Raw genomic sequence first — 19,784 nt, 5'->3', positions numbered from 1 at the left:
CTGCTGTTCGTTATTTGATTGATAATTTATGGATTGATAATTGCTACGTTACCGACTTTACGCCCCGTTTCAAGATATTGATGCGCTTTTGTGATTTCTAATAGATCATATGTACGATCTATATTGGTATATAATTTACGTTCTCTAAAAAAGTAAACTAAATCATTGAATAATCGCTTTAATTCTTTGGTCTTTTTCATGCCTGTAGCAGCAAACTTTACTTTTTTTGAATTCATGATCATTTGCCAGAGTATTTGACCACTTAATACTGGCGTCATAAAAATTCCATCAGAACTAATTGAATTTTTCACGGTTTCATAGGATAGTTTTCCAACGGCATCATAAATCACATCATATTTATATTTTAGATCGCTTAGGTCTGCATTGGTATAATCTAACACTTCGTCAGCACCTAATGCTAGTACAAAATCAATATTCTTGGTACTACAAATTCCTGTGACTTTTGCTCCCATTAATTTTGATAGTTGAACTGCTGCAGACCCCAGACTTCCGGAAGCGCCATTTATTAAAATATGATGTCCTTGTTTGATATTTGCGATGTCTTTTAAAAAATTATAAGAAGTTAAAAAGCCATCACAGACCGGCGCTGCTTGTGCATGAGAAATCGTATCTGGCTTCAACTCAACAACCGTATCTCCTGAAATACATAGATATTCAGCATTACAACCATTGCTAAATAACTTTTCACCAAAAACCTCATCTCCAATATTAAACTTTTTCACATCAGCTCCAACTGCTTCAACGATACCCGAGAAGCCTGTTCCTAAAGCTGTATTTTTTGGTTTAAATACACCAAGAAATAACCTTCCAAATCTTGGAATACCTTGACGCATCATAGTGTCTGCCCTAGTAACTGAAGATGCTTTAATTTTAACCAAAACCTCCTTAGATTGAGGTGTCGGTTTATCAGTATTTATAACCTGAATAACATCTGGGGAACCGTATTTTGTGTAAATTGCTGCTTTCATAATTACTTTATTTACAGCAAAGGTTCGAATAGTTTTGTATTTAAAAGTTCGTGTTTAGAAATCGGAACATTTTACATCTTTGATGTGCCTATTAAGGAACGAAATAAATATCGAATAATGTGAACACTTATGAACCGTGCTTCCAATACACCCAACGCCAAGGAAGAGTCAGCAGTTAGATTATTACACTGAAAACAAAAGGGCACAAAAGCCCTAAAACAAATTAGCAAGCTTTTCATCCTTTTTATTTGAAATTTCTAACAAAACCGCCCTCAACCCAAATATAATTTTCAATAAATAGATAAAGCTGCAAAGCAAATACAATTAAAAAGTAATAGCTTTTTTCAATTTTGAATTTGTAATTAATTACAAGAGGTATTCAATTCTTGGTAAGCAGCTAATGATACCATAGGTATATTTTGACCACTGTTTATTTTTATACAACTTAAATTGGGGTTTCTATCCGCTCTTAAATCTACAAGATTTGTATTACTGCTAACATCTAAATTTGTTAGTAAATTACTGGTGATATACAAATGTGATAAACTACTATTCTCCGTAAGATTGATACTTTCCAATTGGTTATCTGACACCAATAAAGTTTCTAAATTTAAATTTGAGGAAACATCCAAATTTTGGAGCTTGTTTGTAGTTAACAATAGGTTTTTAAGGTTAATGGCATCTTTGATATTTATTGACGTTAAATCATTATGACTAATGTGCAAAATTTTTAACGACGGGTTTTTTAGCGTTAATTCTTCGAGATAATTAAATGATAAGTCCAATGACTTTAATTTTAATAAATCAATCAATCCGTTTACAGATTCGAGGTTATTACCCGATAAATCTAACAGTTCTAAATTAATATTGTTGCTTACATCAATACTTGCGATATTGTTTCCTGCAAGGTATACAGAATCTAAAAGAACATTAAAACTCAAATCTATCTGCTCTATATCATGCTGGTAGGCAATTAGTTTTCTTAGGCTTGCAAAACCCTCTATTCCGGACAAATCAGAAATAGCACCATACTCTAATGTAGCTAAATTCAATTCTTCAATAATATTGGCATCAGCTTTTAGCATTTGTTTATTAATCTCTCCATCTGAATCGATACCTTGCTCTATCAATATAGCTTCAAAACTAGCATCGGGTATTTCTAAATAAATGTTGTTGTTTGTATTATCTTCATCAGTTGAGCATGAAACTAAAAAAAACATGTTTAGAATTAGAGTTGTAAGTAATACTACTGGATTTTTTTTCATTTTATTAAAAAGAGTTTTTAAGTTTGTTATTAAATATTCTAATCTCGGATAATTTTATAAATTCTATTATTTATTATTTCTGACAAGTTCCAATTGAGTAATTTCGGGTCTGTTGTATTATAAAAGCAAACAACAACCGCATCTATATCTATATAATATTTGGCAAAACTCTGGTATCCTGGAACCCATCCATCATGCTCAAATTTATAGATAGAAGCATATATTTCTTGTTCTCTATTTTTAAACAATTTTCCATCGTTCAATGCTCTCAAGAATGTTCCCACGTCTTCTGCTGTGGCGAGCATACCGTAATCATTTGTTTTTAAGTCATGAGGGTATCCTATATGGTAGCCGCTCATTACATTATTTATATTAACTTCGTTAAGTGAACCAAAAGTATTTTTAAGATTTAATGGTTTTAAAATCTCTTCTTGTATGAATTGAAAATTATTATACCCCAAGACATTATCCATAATCTTATTGATTAACAAATAATTGGTATTACAATATTCATAATCTTCACCAGGTTCAAAGTTTGCTGGTTTCCCTTCAATTAATGCGATACTTTCTTCAAAGGATTCGGTGGGCGCTGCCCAAAACTTTGGAGCATCTGTGAAATTCGGGATTCCACTTTTATGCTGTATCAGCAACCTTAAAGTGATTTTATCAGCATTTTCTATTTTCCCCACTAATTCTGGCAAATAATCAGCAATTGTTCCATCCAAAGAAAGACGTTCATCGCTTACCAATTTGGTTACAGCCACAGCATCATAAAGTTTACTAATGCTGGCTATTTTAAATAAAGTATGGAGTTTGGCAGGAGTTTTTGATTCTCGATTATGCCATCCAGAACCATAAGACTGCGGTTCTTTTCCTGCTTGGTCTATATATACAACTACACCTTCAAACCCATGACTTACAGCTTCATCTAGTTGCTCTTGAACCGTATTTGGCATTGGAAGAACCCATGCTTTTACCAAAATCCATGGCACAAAAAACATAGAAACTATAGTACCAATTAATAATGCTAGTCTTATGATGAGTTTAGTTTTCATAAATTATATCGTTAACAATTTTTCATTGACAAGGCAAATATCTAGTAAACCGAAACTTTAAAAAATAATAAACAACTGAACTGTATAATCTTAATGACAAATTGTATTATCAATGGCTTTTGTTGTTGCTTTTATTATTTTTTTGAGTTCCATATTCTAAAGCCGCACCAATTGCAATGCCTAGTACGAACCATAATTGCATATTTGAGGTTAGATAGCCTATTATAGTTCCTAGTATAATCCCTATTCCTAATTTTACTCCTTTTTTACTTTTTTTAGTTTCCATTTTTTCCAATGTTTGTATTCTTTTTTGATTTTTGATAAAATTAGATAGGCTTAGAATATTATTGATTTGAATACTCAACTAGCTCCTCGTTATAAACAAAATCATCTTGCTTTTGAGTAAGCTTTATGAAATTTTTGACTTTAGGTGCGTACAACCAAATCTCATCTACAACCGCATTATAACATCTGGAGTTTGTGATTTTACCATTATAATGAATCGTAAACGCCATAAATGTTCCTGCATCTACTTTCTCTTCTTTATAATATAAAATTTCGGCATTTAGTTGTTGATTTCCTGTTGTCCCATCTTGACTTGTCCAGTTTTCTTCATAGATCCACTTTTTGCCCACTTTAAGAGGCCAATCGTACTTTGGCGTTTTACTTTCTTCGGGTTTTACAATTTCTGAGACAGGAATCATATCCTTACCAATTGTTATATGCAACTCACCGTTAACTTCTATTATTTCTCGTGTGTCTCTGCCTTCAGATCTTACTTCTCCTTTGGCAGTCACCCCTTTATACTTCCATATCCATTTTTCTCCTACTGAGTAATCAGATAAGATTGGTTGTTCCGTTATATCAGAATTTATCTGACCTTTACAAGTACTAAATAGTAGTATCGCAAAACATAATTTGATAAATAGTTTAATTTCAAAAAAATTGAATTTATAAATACAAGACAAAACTAACATTCAATGAAATGATAAACGTCCTATTTTATAAATCAGAACTAATTCTATTGATGGGATTTTAGATAAGCATTGGGTGTTTTCCCTTCCATTTTTTTGAAAAACGTATTAAACACTGTTTTAGAATTAAACCCACTATCATAGGCAATTGCCATTATTGTTAAACCTTTGTTTTCTTCTAAAAGAATGCGTTCTTTAAATTCATTTACTCTAAAGGTATTGACATATTCTGAGAAATTTTTATCAAAACCTAGATTTAATAATTGAGAGACGTAATTTGCTGGAAGCTCTAAGTACGATGCTAGATCTTTTAATGATAGATCTGGATTTATGTAGAGTTTATAATCTATCATTAGTTGCTCTAATTCTTTACTGTACTTTTTAATTTCGGTTGTATCCAGCAAAGCGTGTTTGTACTTTTTTTTCTGCTTGTAGTTAACATTATCAGGAATTGCTTTGAGCATGATGCCTTTAAAGCGTTTGTTGTTTCTTATAGGTTTTAATAGAGGCTCGGTATTTAATAATAAAATTAAAGGTAAGTGATTTTCAAAAGCTTGTTCTACAAGGTCTATTGCCTTATTGTAGTTACCCAATAACACATTTACTAAAATCAAGAAATTAAATGCTTTATCTATATTATCAGATTGTAAATAACCTTCAAGCTCTACCATCTTTTCTTTGCACTTTACAATATCATTAGTTTTGGCATAGCACATGGTTAAACCACCAAGTTGAGTTAAATCACTTACTGAAACGCCTTTTAAGTTATTGTAATAATTAATAGCTTCTGCATGTTTACCTGTAAGCAACAAACATTCACCAATATATAAGGGAGGAAAAGGTAAATCACCATTTAACTCTAAAGCTTTCTGTAAATAAGGAATTGCTTCATTGTACTTTTCCTGTAGGTAAAGCAAGAAGCCTTTATAATGATGATTCATCGCAGAAAACGGATCTAATTGTAAGGCCTTATCTAAATAGTTTTGCGCTGGATCTAATTTTCCTTCAACGGTTAAATAGTTAGAAATGGTTAAGTAAATATCATCTGCTGGTTGAATCTCTAATGCTTTATTAACATGTTCGTAAGCCTTCTCTAAATTCCAGTTCTGCCAACATTCAATCCAAGATAAATTCAATTGGACTCTTGCTGAATTTGGATCAAGAGTCAAAGCCTTTTGAAAATATGGCTGCGCTTTATGAAAAGCTTCGTAAGCTGGCAATAATCCTAAAGCACCCATGTATGTATACCCTAAATTTATATCTAAATAAGGATTAAGGAAACCGGGTTCTTTCTTGGTAATATTATTAAATATTACAAATGACTTAATGATGTTATCATAGTCTAGCTTCATCAAATAAAATCTGCCCTTTAGATATTCTTTATAAATATCAATGGGTACATCAATAGGTTCTACTAACTTTTCCCCTATTTCTAAATGGCCAATATGTTCCCTTAACTTCTCTGCGATGAATAGACTAATTTCATCTTGTACCTGAAAAACATTTTCTGGGTTTCTATCAAATGTTTCTGACCAGAAATGAAAATCGTCAACAGTATCGATCATTTGCACTGTAATGCGCATTTTCTTTTTTGATGTTCTTACACTCCCTTCAATAAAGGCGGCCACCTTTAACTTTTCTCTAATCTCTTTAGCTGTTACTTTTTTGTTCTTAAAATAAAATGAAGATGTTCGCGAGGTTACAGAAAGGCCTTTTATTTTTGCTAAAGCATTAATTATCTCTTCAGTTAATCCATCGCAGAAATATTCGTTATCAATATTGTTACTCATATTGACGAATGGGAGTACTGCTATAGATTTTTGGCAATTCAAAATTTAAATTTTACTAATATAAAAATTAAAAAGCCAAATATAATTTTCGGAATCAAACATAAAACATTATTTACACCATGTAAGCTTCCCCATATTAGAACTGCTTAATTTTCTAAAACTGGTTTAAAATTACTGTTTTTAATTCTCATGGAGCTAGCTCCATGAGAATTAATTTTTGCATATTTAATTGGAGAAATTTTTCCTAGAGCATCGTGTGGTCTGTGGTTGTTATAGTCATCTATCCATATCTGGGTTTGTTCTCTAACTTGATCAAGATCTTCGAATATGTATTTGTTTAGAACTCCACGTCTATAACTTCCATTAAAGCGTTCTATAAAAGCATTTTGAGTTGGTTTTCCTGGTTGAATATATTTAAAATCTATTCCATGCATTTGACTCCATTCATTAGTGATATTAGCGATAAACTCAGGGCCGTTATCCATTCGTATCTTCTGGGGTTTTCCTTTTTTATTTATTAGGTGGTTAAGCACCCAGACTATGCGATTACTAGTCAATGAAAAATCTATTTCTATATGAAGAACTTCTCGGTTAAAATCATCAATGATATTAAATGCTCTAAAACGTCTTTTGTTCTCTAAAACATCGGTTACAAAATCCATACTCCAAGTATGATTGAGCTCATTAGGAACCTCTAAAGGCTCTTTTACTCTAACAGGCAAACGTTTCTTTACCTTTCTTCTCAAAGGCAGCCCTAAAGAAACATAAACCCTATGCACACGTTTGTGATTCCAAGGTTTGCCCTCTTCTCGTAATCGGTCATAGGCTTTCCAAAATCCTTCTTCAGAATGCTCTTAAGCCTTTTGCTGTAAAGCTTGTTCTATCTCGAGATCGTCCTTAGGTAATGGTGTGTAATAATAGACACTCTTACTCATATTGAGAACACGGCACGCCCTACTGATACCGTAATGAATAAGTTCCTTTGCAATACTCCGCTTACGGCAGGGCTTTATAGCTTTTTTTCAATTATTTCTTTAGCCATTTGGTGGTCTAAGGCTAAAGTTGCATACATCTGTTTAAGTTTGCGATTTTCCTCTTCTAATTCTTTAATACGCTTTAGTTCTTTTCCGTTCATGCCTGCATAACGTTCTCGCCATTTATAAAAGGCAGATGTACTTACTCCATGTTCGCGCGTTATCTGTTCAACACTCTTGCCGTTATCGAACTCTTTTAAAATCTTAGCTATTTGCTGTGGACTAAATTTACTTCTTCTCATAATTACTGTTTAAAGTTAATATTATTTTTACACTTTTAAACAGTTCGATTTTATGGGAGGCTTACAACCATACGCCTGTATTCTTGAATTCCTAGAGAAAGTTTCTCTTTAACCTTGAACGATTTTGTCAGTTTTTCCACAATATTGACTTTGACTCATTGACTATACCAATAAATAAACCACATTCCCAGTTTCCATGTCATAGTGCGGCGCCCTTCCAAGAGAGTCCCTTATCATATTTTTTACGGGATAATATCTGGCGCCGCTCAAAACAGACTTAAGTTCCATGATGTCTTTTTTGGTAGCCGCCTTGTTCTCGTATTTGGTCAGAATAGATTTAAAGGCATCCGCCGCCAGGGTCCCCATGGTGGCGTTGCCCACTCCGGCCAGGCTCATCTTGTCCACCGATTGTTTACCGGGCGGCTTTTTGTCAGCAGCGTACTTATCGGGCAGCGTCCCCTTCTTCTCCAGACCATTTTTTCGTAATTTTCTATGGTGGTAGGCTTTGGAGCGGCAAGTATCGCTGCAATATTTTTGTGCGCCCCGCCTTGTGGGCACGTATTCTTTATAGCAGAACTTACAGGTATAAAATCTTGGTTCGTTCATTATGCGTCAAATATACGTTTATTTTACGCATAATAGTCTCTATTTTTCAAATTTGATACCAAAAACCGTAGATAAGAGGTATTTTTCGGCTGTTTCCTCGGTACCGCACTTGATCTTTTGTAAGCGCTCCTTTTTGGTCTGGCGGTCGTTGGTTCCAGTAGCCGTCCGGGTGTTGGGATTGGGCACCAAACCTCCAAAGCTCTTTTTGACCAACTCTACTATTGGGCTGTTTGCCCCAATCTCTGTTTTTGGCAGTGCGAACCGTTTCTCGAAATCGAGCTTGTGATCCAGATGCAGTTGGCGCTGTAAGCTAAAGGCCTTTTTGTGGTTTTCGGTCAGGTCCGCTATATCCTTCTGGCAATTGTTGTCCATCCAGTCCGTAACATAATGGAACAGTGCCACCAGCCCGCCGTACTTTTCGACTGCGTACCGAAAGGCCGATTCGCCAAATTGGTCCTTTAGGTTGTAGAGCGAAAAAACCACTTCGCTGAGCTTATTGAACTTTTTCATCACCTGGATGGCCACATCGTCTTCCTCTACGATAAAATTGAACCCGTTGCCATCTACCAGCATCAATTGGTTCACATGGGGCGCCCATGCCTCTTTTTCCTCCGGCGAAAAGGTATCGACCAATATTTCCGGCACGTAGAACAACGTCGAGTCCATAAGGTCGAAGATCGAGGCGGTTATAAAATGTTCAAGTCTGTCTCCCATCAATTTTTAATCATTTCGGAATAGTCCTCCGGTAATTCTGCGTCTATGCTCCGTAGGTACTGTTCCAACGCCTTCATCGAGCTGTGCCCCGTAATCTGCATCAACTTGCTCTTTGCGGCGTGCGGCGATGAGGCCTTTTCCAGTTCTTTGTAAAGTTTCGATATAAAGGTATGCCTAAAGCTGTACATGCCATGGTCATCCCCCAACAAAAACTTCTCCTTGACCACCTTCTTGAAGCGTTTGGAAAAATAATTGCGTTTGCTATCGGCCGTCCCTTCCCATTGCCCGCCCAGGCCCTGTGGCGTAAAAAGAAAGTCTTCCCTGTTAAATGCTGAAAGGTCTGGCAGGTCGCGCCAAAGTATTTCGGGGATGATCTTCGTCTTGTGCTCACTGTTCTTGGCCTTAAAGCTGAGCGTGCGCTTTTCAAGATCGATATCGCCCACTTTTAGACGACAAACCTCGATCGGCTTCAAAAAAATTGTACGACACGAACTTTATGAAGAGTAAGAGCAACGGATCCTCCTTTTCCAAATGGTCGAATATTTCCTGTTGCTGAGTGTCGGTATAGCTTTTGTTGCGCTTTGGATTGGACTTGTAGACCTTTATCCTCTTAACAAAATTGCTACTTACATATTCATGCTCCTCCAATGTAGAGAACAGACTGCTCAGGCTGGCCCGGTAGTTGTTCCTGTTCCTTGCCGATGAATTTTTGAGTATATGTTTCAGGAAGTCCAGTACGGTCTGCTTGTCCAGCTGCCCGATGTATTCCATTTTGGGGCGGTTTTCCGCCAGCCATTTCCTGAACACGTTGATGTGGCTGTTGTAGGAGCGCTGGCTACTGGGCTGGAGCGTCTCCGATTTGATCTCGGCATCGAGGCTGAAGGCTTCGTCAAGTGTCGCTCCGTTCTCGGCTTCCGTTTCTGCCTGTTTAGGTAACTGCCTTTCAATGGGATTCGGCTCTTTGGGTTGCCCCGTTCCATCATCTTCTTTCGAGCCTTCCGCTTTAGGGGCTTCGCTAGTCCCATTGTAAAGGCTATTGAAAAGTTCCGTATTGTCCTTATAGGGATTAAAACCTTTTCTCAAAAGCCGCAACAGTGTTTTTTGAAGCACGGTCAATACCGCCAAACGCTCTTCCTTGGTCTTGTAGCCATTGGCGTTTCCGTATATCGGGGTCTGGCGTTTCAAACGGCACGTCCCGGGGTCACGGAACGAAAAGTACACGTACCAGCGCTTATTCAGGTCACCGTTGCCGGTGTAGATTTTGGGCTGGGAAAATGGTCGCTTTTCTGACAAATCGTATGCACTTTCGTATTCACTATCGTATGCAAAGGTAAGTATTTGTTTAATGGTGAGCATAAAAAAACGGTTTAGGAAAACCTAAACCGCTCATTACGTTCGTTTTAAACTTAGTAGCGGGAACTGGACTCGAACCAGTGACCTTCGGGTTATGAGCCCGACGAGCTACCTACTGCTCTATCCCGCGATATTGGACTGCAAATATACAACCCTTTTTAGTTTCTGCAAGCATTTAGCAATAAAAATTTATTGTTCTATATTACTTATCTGAAAATCTATTAATTGCGTCCCATTAAATTTTAAACCTATTTGAATCGGGTTACAGCAGACTTCACAATCTTCGATATATTTCTCGGTCAGAAATAGAGTTATCCAACAACATGGAAATTTGTTCCCAACAATATGGACAAGTAAAATAATGTTCAATCATTTATAAATATAAAAAAAGCCATCAAAATATTCGATGGCTCCCTTTAAACAAAATTATAAGCTTTACTTTATTCTTTTTCTAAATCCATTACAGCGGTAGAATTTTCTATTTCCATCATCAATGCTGGCGGGTTTTTACCTGAAATACTTATATACTCGTAATTCAGATTATTATCACTTACCATAAACGTATTCAGTTTTTCTAAATTCAAAAACTCTTTTGGAATATCACCTGTAAATTGATTTGTTGATAACAACAACTCTTCCAATTCAGTCAAACTAGCCATTTCTGAAGGAATTTCGCCGTACATCTGGTTATCCATCACACTAAACTTTTGCAAGTTTGATAAAGCACCAATCTCGGCTGGAATCGGTCCTGTTAGAAAATTACTTCCTAACAAAAGCACCTTCAAATTAGTCAACCTCATTAAAGAGTTTGGTATTTCTCCAGTAAATTTATTACTGTACAACTGTAATGACTCAAGCTTTTTTAATTCACCAAGTTCAGAAGGAATTTGTCCTTCAAAACGGTTCATAAACAATTCTAAAGCTGTTAATTCTTTAAGGTTTCTTAATGATGAGGGAAGTTCTCCGCTTAATTTATTGAAGCCTAAGTTTATGGTTCGTAAACCTGTTAAATTCCCTATTTCTTGAGGCAATGTTCCAGATAAATTGTTGAATTGTAAATTGATTTCTACCACTTTACCAGCTTCAACTTTAACGCCGTACCATTTGTCTACCGTAGTATTTAGGTCCCACGAAGTGTTCCAATTAGCTCCATTTGTTGCATTATACACAGCTATTAACGCCTCTCTTTCAGTTGAAGAAATACTTGCAAAAGAATAAGCTGTTGTAAAAAAACACAAAACGACAAGTTTTAAAGTTTTCATATTTTAGATTTGGGGGATTAATTCTCTCACAAAAATAACCCAAACCTAGACAAAAAACTATTTTATTCGATGAAATACATTATTTTTTAACATTTGCACTTCGATGAACTACCTTTCGAAAGCTTCAATTTCCAATTGAATATCTTCCCACTTTTGCATATAGTTCTGCAAATCGGTTTTCTTCTTTTGATAATTATCAAAGAAATTGGGCTTTGAGGTCACTTCTTCATAATTAACTTCCAACTCGACATCAATCGCTTTAATATCGCGCTCCAATTGATTGATTTTTGCCTCTACGTTACTCAACTTATTGTTTAGCGATTTTAGCTTTTTTTGCTCTTCGTAACTCTGTTGCTTTTTTTCTTTGGGTTTTGTGGCAACCACCGTACGTTTTTCAACTTCCCGTAAACTGGCGACTTGGCGTTGTTCCAAATAAAAATCAATATCGCCCAAATACTCTTTAAGCCTGTGGTCTTTAAATTCATAAACCACATTGGTTAGCCCTTGAAGAAAATCACGGTCGTGCGATACTATAATCAATGTGCCTTCAAAGCGTTTTAAAGCTTCCTTCAGTACATTTTTAGATTTGATGTCCAAGTGGTTGGTAGGCTCATCCATAACTAAAACATTGAATGGTTGAAGCATCAGTTTTGCCAGTGCCAATCGGTTTCGCTCTCCACCAGAAAGTACCCGCACATATTTCTCAACCTCTTCACCTCGGAACAAAAACGACCCCAAAATATCACGCACCTTACTACGGTTGGTTTCATTGGCCGCGTCAATCATGGTATCTAGCACGGTTTTATTGCCATCGAGATATTCGGCTTGATTTTGGGCAAAATAGCCAATCTGCACGTTGTGCCCTAATTTTAGCTCTCCCTGGTGCTTTATTTCTCCAATAATAATTTTTGCCAAAGTGGATTTTCCTTGCCCGTTTTGCCCAACAAATGCCGTTTTACTATCTCGCTCAATCAACAAATCTATGTTTTTAAGCACTTGGTTTTCACCATAGCTTTTTGAAATAGCTTCGGCCTCGACCACTACTTTTCCCGGCGTCACCGAAACCGGAAAGTTAAGCGTCATTACACTATTATCGTCTTCATCAACTTCAATGCGCTCTATTTTGTCCAGCTTTTTTATCAGCGATTGTGCCATCGTGGCTTTTGAGGCTTTTGCACGGAATTTTTCAATTAGTTTTTCAGTTTGCTCAATCTGCTTTTGCTGGTTTTTTTGTGAAGCCAACTGCTGGGTTCGCAGCTCTTCGCGCAGCACCAAATATTTTGAATAGGGTTTGGGGTAATCGTAAATTCTTCCCAATGAAATCTCAATGGTTCGGTTGGTCACATTATCCAAAAACATTTTATCGTGCGATACGATTACCACTGCCCCTGCATAATTTTTCAAAAACCCTTCCAACCAAATAATCGATTCAATATCCAAGTGGTTGGTAGGCTCATCCAGAAGCAAAATATCGTTGTTTTGCAGCAACAGTTTGGCTAATTCGATGCGCATGCGCCATCCGCCCGAAAAGGTATCGGTGAGTTTATCGAACTCCTCGCGTTTAAAACCTAAACCTTGAAGGATTTTTTCGGTGTCACCTTGATAATTGTAACCGCCCAAGATTTCATATTGGTGCTGCAATTCATTAATATCAACCATCAATTGGTGATAGCCCTCGCTTTCGTAGTCAGTGCGTTCGACCATTTGTGTGTTTACCGAATCCATTTTAGCTTCTAAAGCCTTAATTTCAGTAAACGCTTCATAGGCTTCCTCTAGAACGGTACGACCGAAAATAAAATCGATATCCTGTTTTAAAAAGCCAATTTTAAGTTCCTTATCGGCCGCAATCTGACCGGTATCGGGCTCCATTTCCTTTGATAAAATTTTAAGCATGGTAGACTTTCCTGCTCCATTTTTTCCAATTAACCCTACCCTGTCGCCGTTTCCGAGTTTAAAAGTGATGTCTTCAAAAAGATATTCTCCTTGAAATGAAACGGATAAATTATGAATGTTCATCATAGAAATGTAACTTTAATTACAGTGTTTTTGTTCATTAAATAGTATTTTTACACTGCAATTCTTGGCTGCAAAAATACATTAAATAATATGTTTAAAAAAGGAAGTAAACTATATAGCATTTTAACCGGTTCTTGCCCAAAATGCCACGGCGAATCGATGTACAAAAACAAAAACCCGTATGCCCTTACAGAGGTTTTGGATATGCACGAAACCTGTAGCTGTTGTGGTACCAAATACAAAATTGAACCGTCTTTTTTTTATGGCGCCATGTACGTAAGCTACGCTGTTGGTATCGCTTTTGCCACAGCCGCTTTTGTTATTTCGTTTTTTGTGTTTAATGCGGGGCTCAACGTTATGTTTATTTCAATAGTAGGCACATTGGTTGTTTTTATGCCAATAATCATGCGACTTTCCCGAAATATTTGGATTAACTTTTTTATGAGTTACGATAAATCTTTAGCTAATAAGAAATAATAGCCGTTTACTCTGAAAACCTTTTAATGTCGATTTCCTTTTCCAACGGCTCGTTATTTTCTATAAATTGGAAAAGTTGTTGGGCCACATAGGGACCAATCATCACGCCACGGGTGCCCAAACCGTTCAATATGTACATGCTTTTATGTTCGGGATGCTGCCCCACCAAAGGTCTTCGGTCTATTACCGTTGGCCTGATGCCAGCTACTTGATCGGTAACTTTAAATTCGCATTTTATGACTTTTTCTAATCGGTTTAAAAGCTTTTCACGAGCTTCGTTTGTGACATAATGGTTTAAGTTTTCCCATTGGTGAGTCGCTCCCACTCTATAATAACCGTCTTCTAAAGGAATTAAAAATACACCAGCTTTTATGATATAATCAACATTTAATTCTGGCGCATGTATGGTCAACAACTCGCCTTTTGTTGGCACCAGCGGTAATGCTTTAAAATACGGGTTGTTCACCACCCCAAATCCTTCTGAAAAAACGACATGCTTGGCTTCAACATCCTTGTACTTTATGGTATTTCCACCAAAATTCAAATCGTTATGATTGAAAGTTTCCTCTCTTAAACATTGATCGGCTCGCAAATTCGACTTATACCCTTCCACCAAAGCTTTGGCATCAATACGTCCTGTATGGTTTACTTTTCCGAAACCAAATGGCGCTTCTATGGAGGGGTTATCATTTTTGATAATTTTTTCGCTCATATATTCCGAGAGGAATGGTCTATCGGAAGCTGCTACCCAATTGTTTTGTTCTTCCACTGAAGCAAATTTTCTATAAACCGGAATTTTATAATCCAATTGAGCACTAATATCTTTTTCAATTTTAGCGTATAGCGGCAAAGCCAAATCGAGTTGCTCTGCACTTTTCCAAACGGGCGTAAAACGCTTTAGCACCACAGGATTGTACATACCTCCAGCCACGGTTGACGACTGCTGCGAAGCATCATCAAACACCAAAAACGTGTTGTTATTGGCTTTAAGCTGTTCGCAAAAACTAATACCGGCCAAGCCCACGCCAACTATAATATAATCTACTTGCATAATGGCACGAATATAGCCAGAAAAATTATTGGGAGAACATATTCGCTATAAAAAAGAGATTCAAAAAGTTCATCATTCTAAATTTCGATAACGCACAATAGTTATCGTTTCGAGAATTGAGTTTTAAACAGGATGAGACTTCTCGACTCCGCTCGAAATGACAAGAAAACTACTTTTTATATTCTCCACAAAAAAAAGCCATCATTAAAATGACGGCTTTCTTTTATTCTTTTTGAGTTTTAAACTAGTATGTCCACATATCCAGTTCAAAATCCCTGATTTTATCTTTAATTCGTTCAGATTCGAGCAATTGCATCAAAGCGTTATCTGACACGTATTCTGAAATAGCCCTATCCTGCTGCACGTTTTCCTCTTTGTAAATATAAGCTTGGAAACGCCTGGCATTCAACACATGGTCGAAAGAAAATGGCATGGAGCTGTTCTTATTATTAAACGATTTCGCCTCATGAAGCACTTCTCTGGCATCTGGAAAAAACACCCAAAACAATTCCACTAAATCGGGCGTATCAGAATCAATAAAGTTTACATCGGGCGCTACGGGAGCAATACCCAATAATCTGTATTTCATTTCGGCTTGGCGCTTATCGAAGTACCAAAGCCCTCTGATACGGTATTCCATGATATCGGCAGCAGTAATGTCTCTTCGTACAATGTACTCTGGCGACAATTCTTCACCGGCGTTAATTTGCTCGATACCCAATTCGGTAGTATCAATCAATGTTAATGCGCCTTCAATATCCTTTAGGGTTCGTTTAGTGGTAAAATAAGAATCATCGTAAATGTTTTCAATCTTACCGGTTTTGATGCTTTTCATCAATACATCGTACAACGACCGCCTATTGCTTCCGATATTGTTGGTATCTATTGGATAGTACAGCGGAAAGTTTGCACGCTCGTCGAGTACAATTTTTTCCCATACCATTTTAGAGTACAAAATATCCCTATCATCAACATAACCATATTCCAATGGCTTATCATTGTCAACTGCTTTTTGGGCTTCGGTTCTTACACCAATTTCCTCTGGACTTTTGGCGTTAAGTATGTTAGCTTGAGCGAACATACCTGATGCCGTTAAAACAGTTGCGGCGGTTAATAAAACACTTTTTAGATTCATCTTAAATATTATTTTGCATTATCAATATTTGGGATGGCTTGTAAAAACCATCCCAAATAGTTTTTCTAATTTGTAAGCTCAATAAATACTGGCGATACTTTTTTAAGTATTACGCTTACGCCAGTGGCTTTAGCTTCAATATCGAATATTTGAACGCCCTCGCCACGTTTTGCTTTACGCAATGCGCTTTTGGCTCTACTATCTAACTTATTACCGTTAACATTTATTGTAGGTTGTCCTGGAACTTTAAATTTAAATCCGGTTACACGTAATGGCAATTCGAAATCGAAATCATCGAACATCGCACCAACAGTAGAAATCTCTAAACTGTTACGTTGCATTTTTACCTGACCATCTTCCCCTCTTATGGTACCGGTTGGTTTTGGTAAATCTTTAATTCTGAATTTCGCGTTATCGCTAACTTTTCCACCATCAGGCAAGGTTCCAGTAACATTAATAGTTACTTCACGACCTTGAATTCTGGTCGCATCCATTACATAACGGCTACCACCAGCTTTAGATAAACCTTGTGCGCTAGCATTAACTTTGTTATCTGGAATACCAGCAAACGAAATAGTCATTGGGTTTTTAACACCACGGTACACTACGTTCATTTTATCGGCCGAAATGGTTGCTGCGTTTGGCTTGGCAACGGTTGCGAACGAAGAACTTACAGGAACCGCAATTTCTTCACCGCCTTCACCAAAATAAAGGTTACCTTCTATTTTGTGCTCTCCAACACCGCCAGTACCAATCTTTAACTTTACTTTACCATCTTCAATTGAATATTGGTTTTCAGTTAACTTTCTACCGTCTAAAGTCAGTTCAACCCTTTTAGGTTTTGTTGAAGCATCTTTACGACCCAATACAATCTGTCCGTCAAATTGCTCGCCGTTAAAGTAAGCTGATTTTGAAGTTTCCATCAACGTGGTATAGTTGGTCATTGATACCTCACTGGAAAGTGTACCTTGCAACATATTTGATAGAATTTCAGACTCAGTGGTTTTGATATCGGCCTGTAATTGCGTCATTTTAGTTAATGAAGCTACCAAAGGAAATCCTTTATAATGGTAATCCAACCAATCGATTTTGATACCGTCTCTATTGATTTCTTGCTCTGTATTGAATTTTTCCTTTACATCTTTTACGATGCTTTCCATTCCTGGTTCGTTCTCAAGAACTTTAACCACACCTTCTCTAAATGAGTTTATTTGATTTAAGAACTCTTGTCCGTCTTCTTTTAACTTATCGCCTTTAAAGAAGTTTTCGTCAAGGTAAGTTCCTTTGTCCATCACTTCATAATCGGTAGCATCGTCAAGATCGGCTGTCATTTTCCCTTTTAAATCCTCTAAATAGTCATCAAATTTATGGGCTAAAACATCAATTTGAGCGGCTTTAGCTTTTAAAGGTTCATATTTTTCAGGTTGGTCGTTTGCTTTTTGTTCTAAACTGGCTACAAAGTTGGCGTTTCTTTGCTCTGTAGCTTTGTTAGATTCTGTAAGCTTTTCGTTCATTAATCCGAATGCTGAAAGTACTTCTTTCGACATATTCAAAGCCAACATTGCGATGAATATGAGGTACATCAGATTAATCATTTTCTGTCTAGGTGATAAATTTCCTCCTGCCATGATAATTAGGTTTTTGGTTAATAAATTTAGGCTTAACCCCTAATTAATTTTTGTTCATTGCAGAAAGCATTCCACCGTAAACACCGTTTAAAGAAGACAGGTTTGATGCTAAAGATTGCATTTGCTCTTTAAGTTTTGCGGCATTTTCTACAGACTCCTCGTTAATGGCAGCTTGTTTATTGATGCTTTCTAACTGTACTTTGTACAAGCTATTTAGCGATTCCATTTGAGCGGCAGCCAAAGATAATTCTTCGCCATACTTTTTAGTAGCTTCAATAGAATCTACTGTAGAAGACATGTTTTTGGCAGCACCTTCAAAGTTTTTGATACTATCGCCCAAACTTGAAATTAACTCGCCATCAATTTTTGCTTCTTTTAATAAGTTATCTAGTTTTTTAGATAGTAATCCTTGCGCATCTTCGTTTGCTTCTCTTTTGCTTGATTGCCCTCCAGCTAATTCTGGATATACTAAAGACCAATCTAAATCATCATCAACAGGTTCGAATGCCGATAATGCGAATATAATCGCTTCCGTTACCAAACCAATGGTTAACATAACGTTACCTGTTAGCGGGCCAATTTCGAAGTGAATGATTTTGAATAGTGCACCAACAATTACAATTGCGGCTCCCAATCCATAGGCCATATTCATGAATTTCTTGTTTGCTTTTGACTTTGCCATAATTTTCGGTTTTAAATGTTAAGTAGGTTATACTTAAGTAGGTTAATTAATAGTTTATGATTTTAGATTTGATTATAAATTAGTTTCCGTTGCTTGTTACTTTTGTCCCCATGTAATCTTGAACGGTCCTGAAACCTATATAACTTCTTGCTGAATCTGCGTATTCGTAATCTCTTGAGCTTACCTGTAAAAAGTATGCCACGTCTTTCCAAGAGCCCCCTCTAACAATTTTACGCGTATTTTCATTATCGTTTACACTTGGGTTAATGGTTGAAGTGTATTGATATGATGATGGATCGTATGATGCATTTACCCATTCGGCCACATTTCCGGCCATATTATACAGGTTGTAATCGTTTGGCTCGTATGATTTGGCTTCTACAGTATACAGTGCTTGATCGGCCGCATAATCTCCACGAACCGGCTTAAAGTTGGCCATAAAGCAACCTCTGTCACTTTTTGTATAAGGCCCACCCCAGGGGTAAGTTGCAGCTTGCAGACCACCTCTTGCGGCATACTCCCACTCGGCTTCCGAAGGCAATCTAAATGTATTGACCAAAGCAGCACCTTTCTTAGATTTTTGATATGAATTTTTGTTGATGGTTCTCCACTCACAAAATGCTTTTGCTTGATCCCAAGTTACACCAACTACTGGGTAATCGCTGTATGCATCGTGCCAAAAGTAGTCGTTGTGCATAGGCTCGTTATATGAATATGCAAAATCGCGAATCCAAACGGTAGTATCTGGATATACCTCAATCTCCTCTTTTATGATAACGTCTTTACGCTTAATACCTCTGTTTCTCGCTGCCTCTTGGATATCCATGTGATTGTACTGAAACTTGAATTTAGTAACATCCCAAGTACGTTGCCCGTTGTAAGACTCTTCCAAAGGCAAATACATGGTATCCATTACTTCGGTGTAATATTCATCTGGGTAATCAGAAGTATCGAAAACCAAATCGACGTCTTTGTTTATTTTTCGGCCTTCATAACCTGTAGGCCCCAATCCGGTATAGTTTTCGAACATGTATTTTTCGTAAACGGACATATTAGCGGTATCGGCATCTTTAAATGCGTACTCACCAATGCCTCCATCTTCTGGCAACATACCAACCTCATCGGCCAAAACAGCCAATCTGTATCTAATAATTGAGTCTCTTACCCAGTTTACAAATTGGCGGTACTCGCTATTTGTAATTTCGGTTGCATCCATATAGAAAGCTCTAACGGTAACGGTTTTAGAAGGTGCATCTTGCACACCTGCCAAATCATCGTCGGCTTTACCCATAATAAATGCTCCCCCTGGAATAAGTTCCATGCCATACGGCTTTTCTGGGTGCCATTTTTTTCCTTGAACACCTACCAATTCGCCCCTATCCTTGGAGCCACAACTAGTTAGCATTGTCAATACTGCGGTTAATAATATAAACTTCTTCATATCCATAGAAAACTCGAGGTTAATTATTCATGCTTCAATTTTGAGAGCGTAAACATATTTATATATTTTT

The 19,784-nt window shown here is 36.9% G+C and carries 18 protein-coding genes, 1 tRNA gene and 2 pseudogenes; 1 reads left to right on the top strand and 20 read right to left on the bottom strand.

The genetic code is table 11. The features are described from left to right. Positions 1–26: 26 nt before the first annotated feature. The 15 genes and pseudogenes from ABI125_05245 to ABI125_05175 form a co-directional block, all read right to left on the bottom strand. Positions 27–989, bottom strand: a complete 963-nt coding sequence (locus tag ABI125_05245; GenBank protein ID XCF07260.1) for an NAD(P)-dependent alcohol dehydrogenase — start codon at positions 987–989, stop codon at positions 27–29. A gap of 362 nt (positions 990–1,351) precedes the next feature. Next, positions 1,352–2,254 (bottom strand): hypothetical protein, encoded by a 903-nt coding sequence (locus ABI125_05240; protein ID XCF07259.1) that lies wholly within the window; start codon positions 2,252–2,254, stop codon positions 1,352–1,354. A 38-nt stretch (positions 2,255–2,292) separates the two neighbouring features. Continuing rightward, positions 2,293–3,309, bottom strand: a complete 1,017-nt coding sequence (locus ABI125_05235) for a serine hydrolase domain-containing protein (GenBank protein ID XCF07258.1) — start codon at positions 3,307–3,309, stop codon at positions 2,293–2,295. Between the two features lie 109 nt (positions 3,310–3,418). Continuing rightward, positions 3,419–3,673 (bottom strand): hypothetical protein, encoded by a 255-nt coding sequence (locus ABI125_05230; protein XCF07257.1) that lies wholly within the window; start codon positions 3,671–3,673, stop codon positions 3,419–3,421. Then, positions 3,654–4,286 carry a hypothetical protein gene (locus ABI125_05225; GenBank protein ID XCF07256.1) on the bottom strand — a complete coding sequence of 211 codons (633 nt, stop codon included), beginning with the start codon at positions 4,284–4,286 and terminating at the stop codon, positions 3,654–3,656. The genes ABI125_05230 and ABI125_05225 overlap by 20 nt, the downstream gene beginning before the upstream one ends. Positions 4,287–4,330: 44 nt before the next feature. Continuing rightward, complete coding sequence (locus tag ABI125_05220) at positions 4,331–6,073, bottom strand: tetratricopeptide repeat protein (GenBank protein XCF07255.1); 1,743 nt, start codon at positions 6,071–6,073, stop codon at positions 4,331–4,333. A 146-nt stretch (positions 6,074–6,219) separates the two neighbouring features. After that, positions 6,220–7,349, bottom strand: a pseudogene (locus ABI125_05215) (IS3 family transposase). A gap of 162 nt (positions 7,350–7,511) precedes the next feature. Further along, entirely contained in the window at positions 7,512–7,955 is a 444-nt protein-coding gene (locus ABI125_05210; GenBank protein XCF07254.1) for a hypothetical protein, read from the bottom strand. Between the two features lie 39 nt (positions 7,956–7,994). Next, positions 7,995–8,669 carry a hypothetical protein gene (locus ABI125_05205; protein ID XCF07253.1) on the bottom strand — a complete coding sequence of 225 codons (675 nt, stop codon included), beginning with the start codon at positions 8,667–8,669 and terminating at the stop codon, positions 7,995–7,997. Then, positions 8,669–9,112 (bottom strand): hypothetical protein, encoded by a 444-nt coding sequence (locus ABI125_05200; protein XCF07252.1) that lies wholly within the window; start codon positions 9,110–9,112, stop codon positions 8,669–8,671. Before ABI125_05200 ends, ABI125_05205 begins: the two co-directional genes overlap by 1 nt. Beyond that, positions 9,093–10,025, bottom strand: a complete 933-nt coding sequence (locus ABI125_05195; GenBank protein ID XCF07251.1) for a phage integrase N-terminal SAM-like domain-containing protein — start codon at positions 10,023–10,025, stop codon at positions 9,093–9,095. Before ABI125_05195 ends, ABI125_05200 begins: the two co-directional genes overlap by 20 nt. A gap of 54 nt (positions 10,026–10,079) precedes the next feature. Beyond that, positions 10,080–10,152, bottom strand: a tRNA-Met gene (locus ABI125_05190). Between the two features lie 59 nt (positions 10,153–10,211). Then, positions 10,212–10,395: pseudogene (locus ABI125_05185) on the bottom strand (CPXCG motif-containing cysteine-rich protein). 67 nt (positions 10,396–10,462) lie between these two features. Next, positions 10,463–11,284, bottom strand: a complete 822-nt coding sequence (locus ABI125_05180; protein ID XCF07250.1) for a Two component regulator three Y domain protein — start codon at positions 11,282–11,284, stop codon at positions 10,463–10,465. Between the two features lie 108 nt (positions 11,285–11,392). Then, positions 11,393–13,303 (bottom strand): ATP-binding cassette domain-containing protein, encoded by a 1,911-nt coding sequence (locus ABI125_05175; GenBank protein XCF07249.1) that lies wholly within the window; start codon positions 13,301–13,303, stop codon positions 11,393–11,395. Positions 13,304–13,390: 87 nt separating this feature from the next. Between ABI125_05175 and ABI125_05170 the strand changes: the two genes are divergently transcribed. Further along, the gene (locus ABI125_05170; GenBank protein ID XCF07248.1) at positions 13,391–13,777 is read left to right on the top strand and encodes a DUF983 domain-containing protein; all 387 of its coding nucleotides are present in this window, start codon (positions 13,391–13,393) and stop codon (positions 13,775–13,777) included. A 7-nt stretch (positions 13,778–13,784) separates the two neighbouring features. On the opposite strand, the gene ABI125_05165 is transcribed toward ABI125_05170, so the two are convergent. The 5 genes from ABI125_05165 to gldK all read right to left on the bottom strand — a co-directional run bounded on the left by ABI125_05165 (position 13,785) and on the right by gldK (position 19,714). Beyond that, on the bottom strand, positions 13,785–14,828 hold the full coding sequence (locus tag ABI125_05165; GenBank protein XCF07247.1) for an FAD-dependent oxidoreductase: 1,044 nt from the start codon (positions 14,826–14,828) through the stop codon (positions 13,785–13,787). A 244-nt stretch (positions 14,829–15,072) separates the two neighbouring features. Continuing rightward, the gene (gene gldN / locus ABI125_05160; protein XCF07246.1) at positions 15,073–15,963 is read right to left on the bottom strand and encodes a gliding motility protein GldN; all 891 of its coding nucleotides are present in this window, start codon (positions 15,961–15,963) and stop codon (positions 15,073–15,075) included. 65 nt (positions 15,964–16,028) lie between these two features. Next, the gene (gene gldM / locus ABI125_05155) at positions 16,029–17,591 is read right to left on the bottom strand and encodes a gliding motility protein GldM (protein ID XCF07245.1); all 1,563 of its coding nucleotides are present in this window, start codon (positions 17,589–17,591) and stop codon (positions 16,029–16,031) included. Positions 17,592–17,634: 43 nt separating this feature from the next. Beyond that, positions 17,635–18,273, bottom strand: coding sequence for a gliding motility protein GldL (gene gldL / locus ABI125_05150; protein ID XCF07244.1), 639 nt, complete (start codon positions 18,271–18,273; stop codon positions 17,635–17,637). 79 nt (positions 18,274–18,352) lie between these two features. After that, positions 18,353–19,714, bottom strand: a complete 1,362-nt coding sequence (gldK, locus tag ABI125_05145) for a gliding motility lipoprotein GldK (protein ID XCF07243.1) — start codon at positions 19,712–19,714, stop codon at positions 18,353–18,355. Between the last annotated feature and the right edge of the window lie 70 nt (positions 19,715–19,784).

Origin of the sequence: Tamlana crocina (genome assembly GCA_040429635.1) — a bacterium.
In the GTDB taxonomy this organism is placed as follows: Bacteria; Bacteroidota; Bacteroidia; order Flavobacteriales; family Flavobacteriaceae; genus Flavisericum; species Flavisericum crocinum.
The sequence above is the reverse complement of the archived record's forward strand: the minus strand, read 5'-3'. Positions and strand labels throughout refer to the sequence as shown.